Annotated in this window: 14 protein-coding genes; 10 read left to right on the top strand and 4 right to left on the bottom strand. The window is 69.8% G+C overall.

Annotated features, from left to right (window positions below):
• Positions 1-9: 9 nt before the first annotated feature.
• The 4 genes from pspAA (at position 10) to OG408_RS11190 (ending at position 5,724) form a co-directional block, all read left to right on the top strand.
• On the top strand, positions 10-288 hold the full coding sequence (gene pspAA / locus OG408_RS11205; RefSeq protein WP_326669631.1) for a PspA-associated protein PspAA: 279 nt from the start codon (positions 10-12) through the stop codon (positions 286-288).
• A gap of 150 nt (positions 289-438) precedes the next feature.
• The gene (locus tag OG408_RS11200; protein ID WP_285572824.1) at positions 439-1,710 is read left to right on the top strand and encodes a histidine kinase; all 1,272 of its coding nucleotides are present in this window, start codon (positions 439-441) and stop codon (positions 1,708-1,710) included.
• Positions 1,707-2,402 carry a response regulator gene (locus OG408_RS11195; protein WP_266777869.1) on the top strand — a complete coding sequence of 232 codons (696 nt, stop codon included), beginning with the start codon at positions 1,707-1,709 and terminating at the stop codon, positions 2,400-2,402. The genes OG408_RS11200 and OG408_RS11195 overlap by 4 nt, the downstream gene beginning before the upstream one ends.
• A 163-nt stretch (positions 2,403-2,565) precedes the next feature.
• Complete coding sequence (locus tag OG408_RS11190; protein ID WP_326669628.1) at positions 2,566-5,724, top strand: efflux RND transporter permease subunit; 3,159 nt, start codon at positions 2,566-2,568, stop codon at positions 5,722-5,724.
• 56 nt (positions 5,725-5,780) lie between these two features.
• Here OG408_RS11190 and nadA read toward each other — a convergent pair whose 3' ends face one another.
• On the bottom strand, positions 5,781-6,977 hold the full coding sequence (gene nadA / locus OG408_RS11185) for a quinolinate synthase NadA (protein ID WP_266777865.1): 1,197 nt from the start codon (positions 6,975-6,977) through the stop codon (positions 5,781-5,783).
• Between the two features lie 223 nt (positions 6,978-7,200).
• Between nadA and OG408_RS11180 the strand changes: the two genes are divergently transcribed.
• Positions 7,201-7,557, top strand: a complete 357-nt coding sequence (locus OG408_RS11180; RefSeq protein ID WP_030970782.1) for a HesB/IscA family protein — start codon at positions 7,201-7,203, stop codon at positions 7,555-7,557.
• Positions 7,558-7,667: 110 nt separating this feature from the next.
• Here OG408_RS11180 and OG408_RS11175 read toward each other — a convergent pair whose 3' ends face one another.
• A complete protein-coding gene (locus OG408_RS11175) occupies positions 7,668-9,134 on the bottom strand; it encodes a hypothetical protein (RefSeq protein WP_326669626.1) in 1,467 nt (488 codons plus the stop codon).
• Positions 9,135-9,287: 153 nt separating this feature from the next.
• The gene (locus OG408_RS11170; RefSeq protein WP_266777859.1) at positions 9,288-9,485 is read right to left on the bottom strand and encodes a hypothetical protein; all 198 of its coding nucleotides are present in this window, start codon (positions 9,483-9,485) and stop codon (positions 9,288-9,290) included.
• A 156-nt stretch (positions 9,486-9,641) separates the two neighbouring features.
• Here OG408_RS11170 and OG408_RS11165 point away from each other — a divergent pair, with 156 nt between their 5' ends.
• Positions 9,642-10,616, top strand: a complete 975-nt coding sequence (locus OG408_RS11165) for a carbohydrate kinase family protein (RefSeq protein ID WP_266777857.1) — start codon at positions 9,642-9,644, stop codon at positions 10,614-10,616.
• On the opposite strand, the gene OG408_RS11160 is transcribed toward OG408_RS11165, so the two are convergent.
• Positions 10,617-11,999, bottom strand: coding sequence for a cysteine desulfurase/sulfurtransferase TusA family protein (locus tag OG408_RS11160; protein ID WP_326669624.1), 1,383 nt, complete (start codon positions 11,997-11,999; stop codon positions 10,617-10,619).
• Positions 12,000-12,269: 270 nt separating this feature from the next.
• On the opposite strand from OG408_RS11160, the gene ctaC reads away from it, so the two are divergent.
• The 4 genes from ctaC (at position 12,270) to OG408_RS11140 (ending at position 16,739) form a co-directional block, all read left to right on the top strand.
• Positions 12,270-13,232: an aa3-type cytochrome oxidase subunit II gene (ctaC, locus tag OG408_RS11155; protein ID WP_326669622.1), complete on the top strand. Its 963-nt coding sequence runs from the start codon at positions 12,270-12,272 to the stop codon at positions 13,230-13,232.
• Positions 13,229-14,965: an aa3-type cytochrome oxidase subunit I gene (gene ctaD, locus OG408_RS11150; protein ID WP_266777851.1), complete on the top strand. Its 1,737-nt coding sequence runs from the start codon at positions 13,229-13,231 to the stop codon at positions 14,963-14,965. The genes ctaC and ctaD overlap by 4 nt, the downstream gene beginning before the upstream one ends.
• The gene (locus tag OG408_RS11145; RefSeq protein ID WP_266777849.1) at positions 14,962-15,360 is read left to right on the top strand and encodes a cytochrome c oxidase subunit 4; all 399 of its coding nucleotides are present in this window, start codon (positions 14,962-14,964) and stop codon (positions 15,358-15,360) included. Before ctaD ends, OG408_RS11145 begins: the two co-directional genes overlap by 4 nt.
• 122 nt (positions 15,361-15,482) lie before the next feature.
• Positions 15,483-16,739 carry a L,D-transpeptidase gene (locus OG408_RS11140; RefSeq protein ID WP_266777847.1) on the top strand — a complete coding sequence of 419 codons (1,257 nt, stop codon included), beginning with the start codon at positions 15,483-15,485 and terminating at the stop codon, positions 16,737-16,739.
• Positions 16,740-16,749: the final 10 nt, after the last annotated feature.

Raw genomic sequence — 16,749 nt, 5'->3', positions numbered from 1 at the left:
GGCAGCGTCATGATCGTACGGATCATGGGGGAGGGCCAGGCAGTCCTGGCCGACAGTCATCTCGCCGAGCTCAACAAACTCGACAACGAACTGCTCGCCGAAATGGAGAGCGGTGACGGACCAGGCTTCCGCACCACGCTCCACGCGCTCCTCGCCAGGGTGCGCGAACTCGGCACACGCTTGCCGGACGACTCCCTGGAGCCGTCCGAGCTGATCCTGCCGTCGCCCGACGCGACCCTCGAAGAGGTCCGCGCCATGCTCAGCGACGACGGCCTGATTCCCGGCTGACGACCGGCAGCACCAGCACCCGCACGACCGTGCCCCGTGACCGGCCCCGCCGGACAGGGGGCACAGTTGTGTGTGGTCCACACCGGTTCTCCCGGCATCTCCCGCCCGCGCGGACCGGAATCCCCGCGACACGCCGTAACGTAGCTTGACGTGACCACCCTCGGAACCGGGGTTCTGCGCATCCGGAACTGGCTGCGCGACCATCCCCTCGCGCTGGACGGCGCGCTCGCCCTGGCCGTGTTCGTGGCCATGTTCATCGGTTCCTTCGCCGATCCGAACGCACACCACGGGCCCACCTTCGGCACCCGCACACCCGAACCCGGCAGCGTGTTCCTGATGGTGCTCGGCGCCCTTGCCCTGGTCTGGCGGCGCCGCAGGCCGATGGCCGTGCTCGCCGCCACCGGGGTGCTGACCGTCGTCGAGCTGGTGGTGGAGGACCCGCCCGCCCCGGTGGTGATGAGCGCCGTCATCGCGCTGTGCACCGTCGCCGCCCGCACCGACCGGCCGACGACCTGGCGGGTCGGGCTGCTCACCATGGCCGCCCTCACCGCGGCCGCGATGTTCTTCGGCTCGGCCCCCTGGTACAGCCAGGAGAACCTCGGGATCTTCGCCTGGACCGGGATGGCGGCCGCGGCGGGCGACGCGGTCCGCTCCCGGCGCGCGTTCGTCGACGCGATCAGGGAGCGTGCCGAGCGGGCCGAACGGACCCGCGAGGAGGAGGCCAGGCGCCGGGTGGCCGAGGAACGGCTGCGCATCGCCCGCGACCTGCACGACGTCGTCGCCCATCACATCGCCCTGGTCAACGTGCAGGCCGGGGTCGCGGCCCACGTCATGGACAAACGCCCCGACCAGGCCAAGGAGGCGCTCGCCCACGTCCGGGAGGCGAGCCGCTCCGCGCTCAACGAACTGCGGGCCACCGTGGGGCTGCTGCGCCAGTCCGGCGACCCGGCCGCGCCGACCGAACCCGCCCCGGGCCTCGCCGTCCTCGACGAGCTCGTGGAGACCGTGCGACGGGCCGGGCTGCCCGTCGAGGTGGCCTGCTCGGCGAAGGACGAGCCGCCGCTGCCGGCCGCCGTGGACCTGGCCGCCTACCGGGTGATCCAGGAGGCGCTGACCAATGTGCGCAAGCACGCGGGCCCCGGCGCCAAGGCCGAGGTGAGCGTCGTACGGGTCGGTGGCACGGCCGAGGTCATGGTGCTGGACAACGGCCGCGGAACGGCCGGCCGCGCCACCGGCGACCCGGCCGGCGGCGGCCACGGCCTCCTCGGCATGCGCGAGCGGGTCACCGCACTGGGCGGCACCCTCACCGCCGGACCCCGTTACGGGGGCGGCTTCCGGGTTCATGCGATCCTGCCCCTCAAGACCCGTGCGCGGGAGCCGGACCATCCGGGCGCGGCTGACCGGACGGGGGAGCACGCATGACAGCGGCCATCAAGGTCCTGCTCGTCGACGACCAGGCGCTGCTGCGCAGCGCGTTCCGCGTCCTGGTCGACTCGGAGCCCGACATGGAGGTGGTCGGCGAGGCGGCGGACGGGGCGCAGGCCGTGGACCTGGCCCGCTCGACCCGCGCCGACGTGGTCCTGATGGACATCCGGATGCCCGGCACGGACGGTCTCACCGCGACCCGGATGATCAGCGCCGACCCGGAACTCGCGGATGTGCGCGTGGTCATGCTCACCACCTTCGAGGTGGACGAGTACGTGGTGCAGTCCCTGCGGGCCGGCGCCTCGGGCTTCCTCGGCAAGGGGGCGGAACCGGAGGAACTCCTCAACGCCATCCGGATCGCCGCGGGCGGCGAGGCGCTGCTGTCGCCCGCCGCGACCAAGGGGCTGATCGCCACCTTCCTCGCCCAGGGCGGGAGTTCGGGCGACGGCGGGCCGGGAGCCGCCGAGTACTCCGCACGGCTGGATGCCCTCACCACCCGCGAACGCGAGGTGCTGGTCCTCGTCGCGGGCGGACTGTCGAACGACGAGATCGCCGAGCGGCTCGTGGTCAGTCCGCTCACCGTCAAGACCCATGTCAACAGGGCGATGGCAAAGCTGGGCGCCCGCGACCGGGCCCAACTGGTCGTAATTGCGTACGAATCGGGCCTGGTTCGGCCACGGGTGGAGTGAGGGTGCAGCCGCGGCGTACTCCACCTGCGGTATGCGCGGCATAAGAAAGCGACCTGGGACCGACGCCTTCGGCTCAGGCGATGGGCGATCGTATAGGTGGGCCGGGTCTGTCCCCGAGTTACCCGCCCACCTGCCGCGTAAGCCACAGAAGAGAGACCCACCCATGTCCTGGCTGTCCAGATTCAGCCTCGCGCAAAGGGCCCTGATCGGGCTGATCTCGATCGTCGCGCTCGTATTCGGAGCGATCGCGATCCCGCAGCTCAAGCAGCAGCTGCTGCCCACCATCGAACTGCCGATGGTGTCGGTGCTCGCCCCGTACCAGGGTGCGTCCCCCGATGTGGTCGAGAAGCAGGTCGTCGAACCGCTCGAGAATTCGATCAAGGCCGTCGACGGCGTCACCGGAATGACCTCCACCGCCAGCGAGGGCAACGCCGTCATCATGGCGACGTTCGACTTCGGCGACGAGGGCACCAAGCAGCTCGTCGCGGACATCCAGCAGGCGGTGAACCGCGCCCGCATCCAGCTGCCCGACGATGTGGACCCGCAGGTCATCGCGGGCTCGACCGACGACATCCCGACCGTCGTCCTCGCCGTCACCTCCGACAAGGACCAGCAGGCCCTCGCGGACCAGCTGGACCGCACGGTCGTCCCCGCCCTGGAGGACATCGACGGCGTCGGCCAGGTCACCGTCGACGGGGTGCAGGACCTCCAGGTCTCCATCACCCCCGACGACAAGAAGCTCGCGGCGGCCGGACTGAACGCGACCTCGCTCGCCCAGGCGCTCCAGGCCGGCGGCGCGACCGTCCCGGCGGGTTCCTTCTCCGAGGCCGGCAAGAGCCGCACCGTCCAGGTCGGCGGCACGTTCACCACCCTCCAGCAGTTCGAGGACCTGCGGGTCTCCGGGCAGGACCCGGCGACCGGCAAGCCCGGCAAGCCGGTCCGGGTCGGTGACATCGCCACGGTGAAGCAGGAGCCGTCCACCGCGGTCTCCATCACGCGCACCAACGGCAAGCCGAGCCTGGCCGTCATGGCGACGATGGACAAGGACGGCAGCGCCGTCGCCATCTCGGACGCCGTCAAGGACAAGCTCCCGGACCTGCGCAAGGACCTCGGCGCCGGCGCCGAGCTGACCGTCGTCTCCGACCAGGGCCCCGCCGTCTCCAAGGCGATCTCGGGTCTGACCACCGAGGGCGCGCTCGGCCTGCTCTTCGCGGTCATCGTGATCCTGGTCTTCCTGGCCTCGCTGCGCTCGACCCTGGTCACCGCGGTCTCCATCCCGCTCTCCGTGGTCCTCGCGCTGATCGTGCTCTGGACCCGCCACCTGTCGCTCAACATGCTCACCCTGGGCGCGCTGACCATCGCGATCGGCCGGGTCGTCGACGACTCGATCGTCGTCCTGGAGAACATCAAGCGTCACCTCGGCTACGGCGAGGAGCGCCAGTCGGCGATCACCACCGCGGTGAAGGAGGTGGCCGGCGCGGTCACCGCCTCCACGCTCACCACCGTCGCCGTCTTCCTGCCCATCGGCCTGGTCGGCGGTATGGTCGGCCAGCTCTTCGGCTCGTTCTCGCTGACCGTCACCGCGGCGCTGCTGGCCTCCCTGCTGGTCTCGCTGACCGTCGTCCCCGTCCTGTCGTACTGGTTCCTGCGCGCACCCAAGGGCAGCGCCGAGGACCCGGACAAGGCGCGTCGCGAGGCGGAGGAGAAGGAAGCCCGCAGCAGGCTCCAGCGGATCTACGTCCCGGTGCTGCGCTTCGCCACCCGTCGCCGCATCACCAGCATCGTCATCGCCGTCGCCGTGCTGTTCGGCACCTTCGGCATGGTCCCGCTGCTCAAGACGAACTTCTTCGACCAGGGCGAGCAGGAGGTCCTGTCCATCAAGCAGGAGCTCACCCCGGGCACCAGCCTGGCGGCCGCCGACGAGGCGGCCAAGAAGGTCGAGAAGGTCATCGCCGGTGACGAGGGCGTCAAGGACTACCAGGTCACCGTCGGATCGTCCGGCTTCATGGCGGCCTTCGGCGGCGGCACCGGCGCCAACCAGGCGTCCTACCAGGTCACCCTGAAGGACTCCGCCGACTACGACGCCACCCAGGACCGCATCGACGAGGCCCTGGCCAAGCTCGACGGCATCGGGGACACCACCATCGCCGCGGGCGACGGCTTCGGCAGCCAGGACCTCAGCGTCGTGGTCAAGGCCGCCGACGCGGACACCCTGAAGAAGGCCTCCGAAGAGGTGCGCGCCGAGGTGGCCGAGCTCAAGGACGTCACCGACGTCCAGAGCGACCTGGCGCAGAGCATCCCGCGCGTCTCGGTCAAGGCCAACGCCAAGGCCGCCGACGCCGGTTACAGCCAGGCCACGCTGGGCGCGGCCGTCGCCTCCGCCGTACGGGGCACCCCGTCCGGCAAGGCGATCATGGACGATACCGAGCGCGACGTCGTCATCAAGTCGGCCCACCCGGCCACCACGATGGAGGAGCTGAAGAACCTCCCGCTGGGAGCGGTCAGGCTCGGGTCCATCGCCGATGTGCAGCTGGTCCCCGGACCGGTCTCCATGACCCGGATCGACGGCCAGCGCGCCGCGACGATCACGGCCAAGCCCACCGGTGACAACACCGGCGCGGTCAGCACCTCGCTCCAGACGAAGATCGACGCCCTGGATCTCCCGGACGGCGCCACCGCCACCATCGGCGGCGTCACCCAGGACCAGGACGACGCGTTCATGAAGCTGGGCCTGGCCATGCTGGCGGCCATCGCGATCGTCTTCATGCTGCTGGTCGCGACCTTCCGGTCGCTCGTCCAGCCGCTGATCCTGCTGGTCTCCATCCCGTTCGCCGCCACGGGCGCCATCGGCCTGCTCCTCATCACGGGCACCCCGATGGGCGTCCCGGCGATGATCGGCATGCTGATGCTGATCGGCATCGTGGTGACCAACGCGATCGTGCTGATCGACCTGATCAACCAGTACCGCGCCCAGGGCATGGCCGTGGTCGACGCCATCGTCGAGGGCGGCCGTCACCGGCTCCGCCCGATCCTGATGACGGCACTGGCGACGATCTTCGCCCTCCTCCCGATGGCGCTCGGCGTCACCGGCGAGGGCGGCTTCATCTCGCAGCCGCTGGCCGTCGTGGTCATCGGCGGTCTGGTCACCTCGACGCTGCTGACGCTGCTCCTGGTGCCGACGCTGTACGCGATGGTGGAGCTCTTCAAGGAGCGCCGCGCGAAGAAGAAGGCCGCGAAGCGGGCGAAGAAGGCCGGAATCCCGGCCCCGGCCGAATCGGAGGAGACCACCTCCTCCGACGAGCCGGAGCCCGCGAAGGCCTGACCGGGCATGCGGAAGGCCCCGGCACCGGAATCCGGTGCCGGGGCCTTCCGCTGTGCCTACGGCAGCGCCAGCATGCGCTCCAGCGCCAGCTTGGCGTACTTCTCGGTCTCCGGGTCGACCTCGATCCGGTTGACGAGGTTGCCCTCGGCCAGCGACTCCAGCGTCCACACCAGGTGCGGCAGGTCGATCCGGTTCATCGTCGAGCAGAAGCAGACCGTCTTGTCGAGGAAGACGATCTCCTTGTCCTCCGCGGCGAAACGGTTGGCCAGCCGGCGCACCAGGTTCAGCTCCGTGCCGATCGCCCACTTCGAGCCGGCCGGGGCCGCCTCCAGGGCCTTGATGATGTACTCCGTCGAGCCGACGTAGTCCGCGGCCGCCACGACCTCGTGCTTGCACTCCGGGTGCACCAGCACGTTGACCCCGGGTATACGGGCCCGCACGTCGTTGACGGACTCCACCGAGAAGCGCCCGTGCACCGAGCAGTGCCCGCGCCACAGGATCATCTTCGCGTTGCGCAGCTCCTCGGCGGTCAGGCCGCCGTTCGGCTTGTGCGGGTTGTAGAGGACGCAGTCCTCCAGGGTCATCCCCATGTCCCGTACGGCGGTGTTCCGGCCCAGGTGCTGGTCCGGGAGGAACAGGACCTTCTCGCCCTGTTCGAAGGCCCACTCCAGGGCGCGCTTCGCATTCGACGAGGTGCAGATCGTGCCGCCGTGGCGGCCGGTGAAGGCCTTGATGTCCGCGGAGGAGTTCATGTACGAGACGGGCACGACCTGCTCGGCGACGCCGGCCTCGGTGAGCACGTCCCAGCACTCGGCGACCTGCTCGGCGGTGGCCATGTCGGCCATCGAGCAGCCCGCCGCCAGGTCCGGCAGCACGACCTTCTGGTCGGCCGTGGTCAGGATGTCCGCGGACTCGGCCATGAAGTGCACACCGCAGAAGACGATGTACTCCGCCTCCGGCCGGGCCGCCGCGTCGCGGGCGAGCTTGAACGAGTCTCCCGTCACATCCGCGAACTGGATGACCTCGTCGCGCTGGTAGTGGTGCCCGAGGACGAAGACCTTCTCCCCCAGCTTCTCCTTGGCCGCGCGGGCGCGCTCCACCAGGTCCGGGTCGGACGGGGAGGGCAGGTCGCCGGGGCATTCGACGCCACGCTCGCTCTTGGGGTCGGCGTCGCGGCCGAGCAGGAGCAGGGCGAGGGGCGTCGGCTGGACATCGAGATCCTGGACGGGGTGGGCCGTGGTCACGTCACGCACCCTTTCTTCTCTGCGGAGGAGCCTTTTCGTCGAATTGACGTTATCTATCATAACCGGTTCACGTCACTTTGACGATGCCGATAGCGTCGATGTGACGCATCCGCCCGCCGGGCCGGTGTGCGAGCATGAATGGAACAGGCAAGCGCTCGGCCCGGAATGAATCCGCGGTCCCGACGGTTGCAACGTCGGCAAGCAGTCTCCGTACAACCCGGGAGAGAAGCAGATGTCCGTATCGGACGAGACCACCACCGTGAGCGACGGCATCCTCCTGTCCGACGCCGCCGCAGCCAAGGTCAAGGGCCTGCTGGAGCAGGAAGGCCGCGACGACCTGGCACTGCGCGTCGCCGTCCAGCCCGGCGGCTGCTCGGGCCTGCGTTACCAGCTCTTCTTCGATGAGCGTTCGCTGGACGGCGATGTCGTGAAGGACTTCGACGGCGTCAAGGTCGTCACCGACCGGATGAGCGCCCCGTACCTGGGCGGCGCCTCCGTCGACTTCGTGGACACCATCGAGAAGCAGGGCTTCACGATCGACAACCCGAACGCCACGGGTTCCTGCGCCTGCGGCGACTCCTTCAGCTAAACGCGGAGGAAGCGGTAGCGGACGTACGGCGGCGGCCCCGGGATTCCGATCCCGGGGCCGCCGCCGTAGCCGTGTGCGCGTGGTGCCGTGTACGAGTCAGGCGCGTCGTGTCAGGCGCGCGGCACCGCGACGTCCGATGCCGCGTCGACGACCTTCCGCTCGCCCAGCGGCTCATCCAGGGTGACCTTGCGGGTCAGCTCCTTGGCGATCATGACGCAGACCTTGCCCTTCTCCGGCTTCGACTCCGTCACCGAGACGGACACCGTGGAGCCGTTCTCGCTCGCGCTCGCGGTGTACTTGCTGCAGACGCCGCCCCAGAAGGTCACCGAGAGGGTCCGCCCGTCGGCGCTGTACGACAGGACCTTGCGCCCGGACGTCTTCGTTCCGCCGTTGTCCGGGGTCTTCCCGGGCGGGGTGTCCGCCAGGAACTCCGGGTCCACCGCCACCTGGGTCACGGTGCTGCCCGTGCCGCCCGCGGCCGGCCGGACCGTGAAGATCCAGGACGGTACGAGCAGCTGCTTGCCCTCCACGTACCGGGCGGCCAGGCCGAAGGCCGCCTTGTCGACCGTCACCGTCGTCGTGGGCGTCTCCGCCCCGGTCCGGGCGCCGCAGCTGACGCCGGACGACTTCGTGCCGTCCTCCAGCGGTGCGGGGCTCGCGCAGCCGCCGGTGTTCCCGCCGCTCGGCGGCCGGCTGGCGTTCAGCTGCTTCACCGCCTCGCCCGCGCTGATCACCGGGTATTCGGCGCCCTTCTCCAGGCCCTTCAACTGCCCGCTGCCACCGGTCACTTCACCGTCGGGGCCGACCTGGATCCCGGTCGCCCAGCCGGACGTCGGCAGCCCGTCGACCACCGGGTCGGCGTTCACCACCCGTACAGAACCCATCAGCCGGCGGGCGTCGAGAGCGGCGTCGTCCTGGCCGGCCGCCTTCAGTACGGGGACCGCGGCGGCCTTCGCGGCCTTCTCGCTCACCGGCGTGCCCGATCCGCCCGGCGCCACCCGCTTGCTCGAACAGACCTTCTCGCTCTCGCAGTTGTCCGTGCCGCCGGAGCCGTACCGGGCGAACGTCCAGGTGCCGGGGGCCTGCTTGGTCACCCGCAGCACCGGCCCCGAACCGTCCCCGTCGGAGCCCACCTTCCAGGACGTGCCCTCGGCCTGCGGGGTGCCCTGCACACCCAGTGCCTTCGCCAGCCGGGCCACCTCGGCGGCCGACACGGTCCCGCTCGGCCGCCGGACCGCGGCCCGGTCCGGGCCGTCCGGAAGCTTGCCGGAGGCGCGGTAGACGATGCGCCCGCCGTGCGGATCGGGCTCGCCCGGCGCGATGCCCTGCGTCGGAGCGGAGGGCCGGGGCGAGGGCGTGACCGGTCCGTCCGCCCGTTCGTCCAGGGCGAGCGGTGGGGGAGTGGCGCCGGAACCGTCCGAGCCGCTGTACTCGCCGCCGCCATGGCCGTCCGCCGCCATGGCCCAGTACGCGCCGCCGCCACCGGCCAGAAGTACGGCCGCCGCCACCGAAGCCACGGCCAGCGGCGACCGCCGCCGGTTGCCGGTCACATCGTTGTCGGGTCGCTCGGTGCTCACCGGTTCGCTCCTTCGCCGTCGTACGCCAGGACCCTGCGGGGCCCGTCCCGCTGATGCGGAACACCGTTGGGACGGGGCGCGGGCGCGCACGGTTCCCTCCCGGGGCGGCAGTTGCGAGGAGGAGGCCGGTCAGGGGACCGCCGGCGGCCGGTCTCAGCCGCCGTACTCCGCCGTCGCGTCGATCAGCCGGGCCGAGGCGGGCGGCACGGTCACGCCGTGGATCAGCGCGGGCGGCACAGGGGTGGGAGCGGTCTTCGCGGGTACCACCCAGTGCGGAGCCATCCGTGCGCAGTCCCCGCGCAGCTCGGCCAGCGTGGTCTCGGACTCGCGCGTAGCGATGTGGTTCGACATATCCGCACCGTAGGCACCCCCGACCTCAGGAGGAAAGCCCTACTATCGGGTAGTTTTCCCCCCTTCGCCTGACTGCAGGAACCGGTAGCGTTAACTGTCACGCCGACCCGGGAACACGGACACCGTTCCCTCGACCTCCGCAGGAGCAGTCTCCCCGTGCGTATCGCAGTCACCGGCTCCATCGCCACCGACCACCTCATGACCTTCCCCGGCCGATTCGCCGACCAACTGGTCGCCGATCAGCTGCACACGGTCTCGCTCTCCTTCCTGGTCGACAACCTGGACGTCCGCCGGGGAGGTGTCGCCGCCAACATCTGCTTCGGCATGGGGCTGCTCGGCACCGCCCCCATCCTGGTCGGCGCCGCGGGCTCCGACTTCGACGAGTACCGCGCCTGGCTCGACCGCCACGGCGTCGACACGGGTTCGGTGCGGATCTCCGAGGTCCTGCACACCGCCCGCTTCGTCTGCACGACGGACGCCGACCACAACCAGATCGGCTCCTTCTACACGGGCGCCATGAGCGAGGCCCGGCTGATCGAGCTGAAGGCCGTCGCCGACCGGGTGGGCGGCCTCGACCTCGTGTCGATCGGCGCCGACGACCCGGAGGGCATGCTCCGCCACACCGAGGAGTGCCGCACCCGCGGTATCCCGTTCGCCGCGGACTTCTCGCAGCAGATCGCCCGGATGGACGGCGACGAGATCCGGATCCTCCTTGACGGCGCCACGTACCTCTTCTCCAACGAGTACGAGAAGGGGCTCATCGAGTCCAAGACCGGCTGGACCGACGCGGAGATCCTCTCCAGGGTCGGCCACCGGGTCACCACCCTCGGCGCCCAGGGCGTACGGATCGAGCGCGCCGGTGACGAGCCGATCGAGGTCGGCTGCGCGGAGGAGGAGACCAAGGCCGACCCGACCGGCGTCGGCGACGCCTTCCGCGCCGGATTCCTCTCCGGACTCGCCTGGGGCGTCGGCCTCGAGCGGGCCGCGCAGGTCGGCTGCATGCTCGCCACCCTGGTCATCGAGACGGTCGGCACGCAGGAGTACACCCTGCACCGCACCCGCTTCATGGACCGCTTCACCAAGGCGTACGGCCACGAGGCCGCGGCCGAGGTGCGCACGCACCTCGCGTAGTCAGGACAGTCGGCGGACCACATAGGCCGAGCCCCGGTCCGCCGGCTCCTCACCCACGTACTCCTGCTCCCGCATCGCGCACCAGGCCGGAATGTCCAGGCGCGCCGCCTCGTCGTCGGACAGGACGGTCACCGTGCCGCCCACCGGTACCTCTCCGATCACCTTTGCGAGCTCGATCACCGGAATCGGGCAGCGCCGCCCGAGCGCGTCCACCACCAGGGAGGGCGCCGAGGCGGCGGAGGGGGCGGCCGCCGCGGGGGCGCCCAGCTTCTCCCGTACCGCTGCCACCACCGGGGGCAGCGCCGCCAGGAAGCGGTCGACGTCCTCGTCGGTGGTGCCCGTGGGCAGTGACACCCGGACGTTGCCCTCCGAGAGCACGCCCATCGCCTTGAGCACATGGCTCGGCGTCAGCGTGCTGCTCGTGCAGGACGAGCCGGACGAAACGGAGAAACCGGCCCGGTCCAGCTCATGGAGCAGGGTCTCTCCGTCGACATAGAGACAGGAGAAGGTGACCAGGTGCGGCAGCCGCCGCACCGGATCGCCGACCACCTCCACATCGGGCACCAGTCCGGGCACCCGGGTCCTGATCCGGTCCACCAGTGCCCGCAGCCGGGCCGACTCCGCGGCCGCCTCCGCCCGCACCGCCCGCAGGGACGCGGCCGCAGCCACGATCGCCGGGATGTTCTCGAAGCCGGCGGCCCGCCCCGACTCCCGCTCGTCGGCCGGACCTCGGACGGCGAACCGGACGCCCTTGCGCACCGCGAGCAGTCCGACCCCGGCCGGGCCGCCCCACTTGTGGGCGCTCGCCGCCAGCAGTGACCAGCCGTCCGGAACCGGCCCCCAGCCCAGCGACTGCGCGGCGTCCATCAGCAGCGGCACCCCCGCCGCCCGGCAGAGCCCGGCCACCTCGGCCACCGGCTGCTCGGTGCCGACCTCGTGGTTGGCGGACTGCAGACAGGCCAGCGCGGTGTCCTCGCGCAGGGCCGACGCGTACGCCTCCGTACCCACCGCACCCGCCCGGTCCACCGGCACCTCGGTGACCTGCCCGCCCCGGTCCTCGTGGGCGGCGGCCGAATGGAGCACCGACGAGTGTTCGACCGCCGACACCACCAGATGGCGGCCGACACGCCGACGCCCCGCGAGAGCTCCGGAAATTCCGGAGTGCACCGCGCGGGTGCCCGAAGAGGTGAAGGTGAGCTCGTCGGGACGGCATCCGACGGCCTCCGCGGCGGCCTCCCTGGCCGCGTCCAGCAGCAGCCGGGCCCGCCGTCCCTCGCGGTAGAGCCGGGCGGGGTCGGCCCAGCCCTCGTCCAGCGCGGCATGCAGCGCCTGGCGGGCGACGGGATGGAGCGGGGCGGCGGACGCGGCGTCGAAGTAGGGCACCCGGCCACGCTAGCCGGGCCCGGACCCCGGCCCCGGACCGGCTGCCCCGACAGCCGGGAGAGGGGGCGTCAGATGGCGGCCGGAGCCCCGGATTCCACCCCTTCGGGGAGTCGGGCGGCGCGTTGGGCACCCTCCCCGCGCGACCCCAAATAGCGTCCAGTAGGGTTTGGTCCGCATAAACATCCAAACCCCTGCCCGCGTCAGGGGCGGCGACCGACAAACGAGACGGGCGCGCCGACCGTGCGGGCGAGACTCTCGGGAAGGCGCTACGTGAGTCCCAACGGCTCCGACCGCTCGTCGCGGCGCCCGATGCGGCGGAAGCTGCCGCAGGTGCTGACTGCGGGACTGATCCTGGCGACCGCAACCGGTTGCACATACAAGGACTTCCCCCGCCTTGGTATGCCTACGCCGGTAACGGAAGAGGCCCCACGGATCCTTTCCCTCTGGCAGGGCTCGTGGGCGGCAGCGCTCGCCACGGGCGTGCTGGTCTGGGGCCTGATCCTGTGGAGCGTCATCTTCCACCGGCGCAGCCGCACCAAGGTGGAGGTACCTCCGCAGACCCGGTACAGCATGCCCATCGAGGCGCTGTACACCGTGGTCCCTCTGATCATCGTCTCGGTGCTGTTCTACTTCACCGCCCGCGACGAGACGAAGCTCCTCGAGCTCTCCCCGAAGCCCGCCCACACCGTCAACGTGGTCGGCTACCAGTGGAGCTGGGGCTTCAACTACATCGAGAACGTGGACGGCTCCGCCGCCACGGGCAACGAGGTCCCCAAGGAGCTCGACGCCATCCCGGACCGGTTCCGCAAGGACTTCCCGAAGGGTGCGGACGGCGTCTACGACGTCGGCGTCCCGGGAGACCGGAACCCGCAGAACGGCAACCCCGGCCCCACCCTGTGGCTGCCCAAGGGGGAGAAGGTCCGCTTCATCCTGACTTCGCGTGACGTCATCCACTCCTTCTGGGTGGTGCCGTTCCTCATGAAGCAGGACGTCATCCCGGGCCACACCAACTCCTTCGAGGTGACTCCCAACCAGGAGGGCACCTTCATGGGCAAGTGCGCCGAACTGTGCGGCGTCGACCACTCCCGGATGCTCTTCAACGTCAAGGTCGTCTCCCCGGAGCGCTACCAGGCGCACCTGAAGGAGCTGGCGAAGAAGGGCCAGACGGGCTACGTGCCGGCCGGTATCGAGCAGACTGACCCGGCCAGGAATGCGGAGACGAACAAACTGTGAGCATCCTCAACGAACCTCAGGGTGCCGCGGCAGCAGACGACTCGTACGAGGACGAGCTGCCGGTCCGGCGCAAGCAGCCGGGAAACGTCGTCATCAAGTGGATGACCACCACTGACCACAAGACGATCGGCACGATGTACCTGGTCACATCGTTCGCGTTCTTCTGCATCGGCGGACTGATGGCGCTCTTCATGCGCGCCGAGCTGGCCCGTCCCGGCACGCAGATCATGTCGAACGAGCAGTTCAACCAGGCGTTCACGATGCACGGCACGATCATGCTGCTGATGTTCGCGACGCCGCTGTTCGCCGGATTCGCGAACTGGATCATGCCGCTGCAGATCGGCGCGCCCGATGTGGCGTTCCCGCGGCTGAACATGTTCGCGTACTGGCTGTACCTCTTCGGCTCGATCCTCGCCGTGGCCGGCTTCCTCACCCCGCAGGGTGCGGCCGACTTCGGCTGGTTCGCCTACTCCCCGCTGTCGGACGCCGTCCGCTCGCCGGGTGTCGGTGCCGACATGTGGATCATGGGTCTGGCCTTCTCCGGCTTCGGCACGATCCTCGGTTCGGTCAACTTCATCACCACGATCATCTGCATGCGCGCCCCCGGCATGACGATGTTCCGCATGCCGATCTTCGTCTGGAACGTCCTGCTGACCGGTGTGCTGGTCCTGCTGGCCTTCCCGGTGCTGGCGGCGGCGCTCTTCGCGCTGGAGGCGGACCGTAAATTCGGTGCGCATGTATTCGACGCGGCCAACGGCGGGGCATTGCTCTGGCAACACCTCTTCTGGTTCTTCGGACATCCAGAGGTGTACATCATCGCCTTGCCCTTCTTCGGGATCATTTCGGAAGTGATCCCGGTGTTCAGCCGCAAGCCGATGTTCGGATACATCGGCCTGGTGGCCGCGACGATCTCCATCGCCGGTCTCTCCGTGACCGTGTGGGCGCACCACATGTACGTCACCGGAGGCGTGCTCCTGCCGTTCTTCTCCTTCATGACGTTCCTCATCGCGGTGCCCACCGGGGTGAAGTTCTTCAACTGGATCGGCACGATGTGGAAGGGCTCGCTGTCCTTCGAGACACCGATGCTCTGGGCCGTCGGCTTCCTGATCACCTTCACCTTCGGTGGTCTGACCGGCGTCATCCTGGCCTCGCCGCCGATGGACTTCCACGTCTCGGACTCGTACTTCGTGGTCGCGCACTTCCACTACGTCGTCTTCGGCACCGTGGTGTTCGCGATGTTCTCCGGATTCCACTTCTGGTGGCCGAAGTTCACCGGCAAGATGCTCGACGAGCGGCTCGGGAAGATCACCTTCTGGACGCTGTTCATCGGCTTCCACGGCACGTTCCTGGTGCAGCACTGGCTGGGCGCCGAGGGTATGCCGCGTCGTTACGCGGACTACCTGGCCGCCGACGGCTTCACCGCGCTGAACACGATCTCGACGATCTCCTCGTTCCTGCTCGGCCTGTCGATCCTGCCGTTCTTCTACAACGTGTGGAAGACCGCCAAGTACGGCAAGAAGGTCGAGGTCGACGACCCGTGGGGCTACGGCCGTTCGCTGGAGTGGGCGACGTCCTGCCCGCCGCCGCGGCACAACTTCCTCACCCTGCCGCGGATCCGTTCCGAATCCCCGGCGTTCGACCTGCACCACCCGGAGATCACGGCGCTCGAGCAGCTCGATCACCTCTCCGAGGGTGACAAGGCCCTCGCCGGTGGCAAGGAGGCGGGCAAGTGAAGGTCCAGGGCAAGATGTTCCTCGGTCTGGCGCTGTTCATCCTCGTCATGGCCATCACCTACGGCGTGTGGTCCAAGGAGCCGGTCGGCACCACCGCGCTCGTCCTGGCCTTCGGCCTGAGCGTCATGATCGGCTTCTACCTGGCCTTCACGGCCAGGCGGGTCGACGCACTGGCGCAGGACAACAAGGAAGCCGATGTGGCGGACGAGGCCGGCGACGTGGGGTTCTTCTCCCCGCACAGCTGGCAGCCGCTCTCGCTGGCGGTCGGCGGCGCACTCGCCTTCATGGGAGTCGTCTTCGGCTGGTGGCTGCTCTACTTCTCGGCCCCGGTCATCCTGATCGGTCTGTTCGGCTGGGTCTTCGAGTACTACCGCGGTGAGAACCGCACCCAGTGACACCGCTCCACCCGTGACACCGCTCCACCTGACGGGGGGCCCGCACTTCCACGAGAAGTGCGGGCCCCCCGTTTGCAGTCACCCGGCGCGCTGAAACGGATGAATCTTCTTAGCGTGGGTTCATGAACCACACGCCGCGTATCCGTCCCGTAGTGAGCTGCACTCTGCTGGCCGCGACCCTGGTGGCAGGGGCGGCCGCCTGCGGGGAGTCCGGCAGCCATCCGCTCTCGGCACAGCCGTACGACGCGGCGGACGAGATCTCCTCCAACGCCTCCGACGGCGCCGAGAAGGTCGACCCGGACAAGCCGCTCGAAGTCAGCGTCGACAGCGACGACGGCCGGATCACCGATGTGACGGCCGTGGACACCGAAGGACGCCATCTGGCGGGCGAGCTCGACGCCGACGGCCACCGCTGGCGCTCCACCGCCCCGCTGGCCGCGGGGACCCGGTACACCGTCAAGGTCAGCATGGAGGACGACGACGGGGCTCCAGGCAGCCGTACGCTCTCCTTCTCGACCGCGGCGGCCAAGAAGTTCCTGAAGGTCACCTTCGGCCCGCAGGCGGGCACCTACGGCGTCGGACAGCCCGTCACGGCGCAACTCAGCGCCCCGGTCACCGACAAGGCCTCCCGCGCCACCGTCGAGCGCGCCCTGAGGGTGCGCTCCACGCCCGCCGTCACCGGTTCCTGGTACTGGGTCGACGACAAGACGCTGCACTACCGGCCCAAGGACTACTGGCCGGCGAAGGCCAGCATCGAGGTCAGCAGCAACCTGACCGGCATCAAGGTCACCAACGCGCTCTACGGAGCCCCCGCGAAAGCGTTGAAGATCACTACCGGCGACCGCATCGAGGCCATCACCGACGCCTCGGAGCACTCCATGACGGTGCTGCGCAACGGCGAAGTGATCAACACCATCCCGGTGACCACCGGCAAGCCCGGCTTCTCCACCCGCAACGGCGTCAAGGTCGTGCTGGGCAAGGAGTACTACGTACGTATGCGCGGGGAGTCCATCGGCATCGCGGAGGGCTCGGAGGACTCGTACGACCTGCCGGTCTACTACGCGACACGGGTCACCTGGAGCGGCGAGTACGTGCACGCGGCCCCGTGGTCCACCGGATCACAGGGGTCCGCGAACGTCAGCCACGGCTGCACCGGGATGAGCACCAGCGAGGCCGAGTGGTTCTTCAACACCGTGCGCGAGGGCGACATCGTGAAGGTCGTCGGCAGCGAGGGCGAGACCATGACGCCGTTCGACAACGGCTACGGCGACTGGAACCTGTCCTGGGCCAAGTGGCAGAAGGGCAGCGCGCTCAACAACGACGCCACGCCGGACCGTGTCGACACGGTCCGGGCGGCGCGGCTGCGCCCCCAGGTCTGACGGCCGGGGG

This window comes from Streptomyces sp. NBC_01257 (genome assembly GCF_035917255.1).
Taxonomy (GTDB): Bacteria; Actinomycetota; Actinomycetes; order Streptomycetales; family Streptomycetaceae; genus Streptomyces.
This window is presented reverse-complemented; position numbering and strand designations above follow the sequence as displayed.

Coding starts and splice junctions, on each gene's coding strand:
- pspAA (WP_326669631.1), top strand. CDS start 10: ATGATCGTACGGATCATGGGGGAGGGCCAGGCAGTCCTGGCCGACAGT.
- OG408_RS11195 (WP_266777869.1), top strand. CDS start 1,707: ATGACAGCGGCCATCAAGGTCCTGCTCGTCGACGACCAGGCGCTGCTG.
- OG408_RS11140 (WP_266777847.1), top strand. CDS start 15,483: ATGAACCACACGCCGCGTATCCGTCCCGTAGTGAGCTGCACTCTGCTG.
- OG408_RS11190 (WP_326669628.1), top strand. CDS start 2,566: ATGTCCTGGCTGTCCAGATTCAGCCTCGCGCAAAGGGCCCTGATCGGG.
- OG408_RS11170 (WP_266777859.1), bottom strand. CDS start 9,485: ATGTCGAACCACATCGCTACGCGCGAGTCCGAGACCACGCTGGCCGAG.
- OG408_RS11180 (WP_030970782.1), top strand. CDS start 7,201: ATGTCCGTATCGGACGAGACCACCACCGTGAGCGACGGCATCCTCCTG.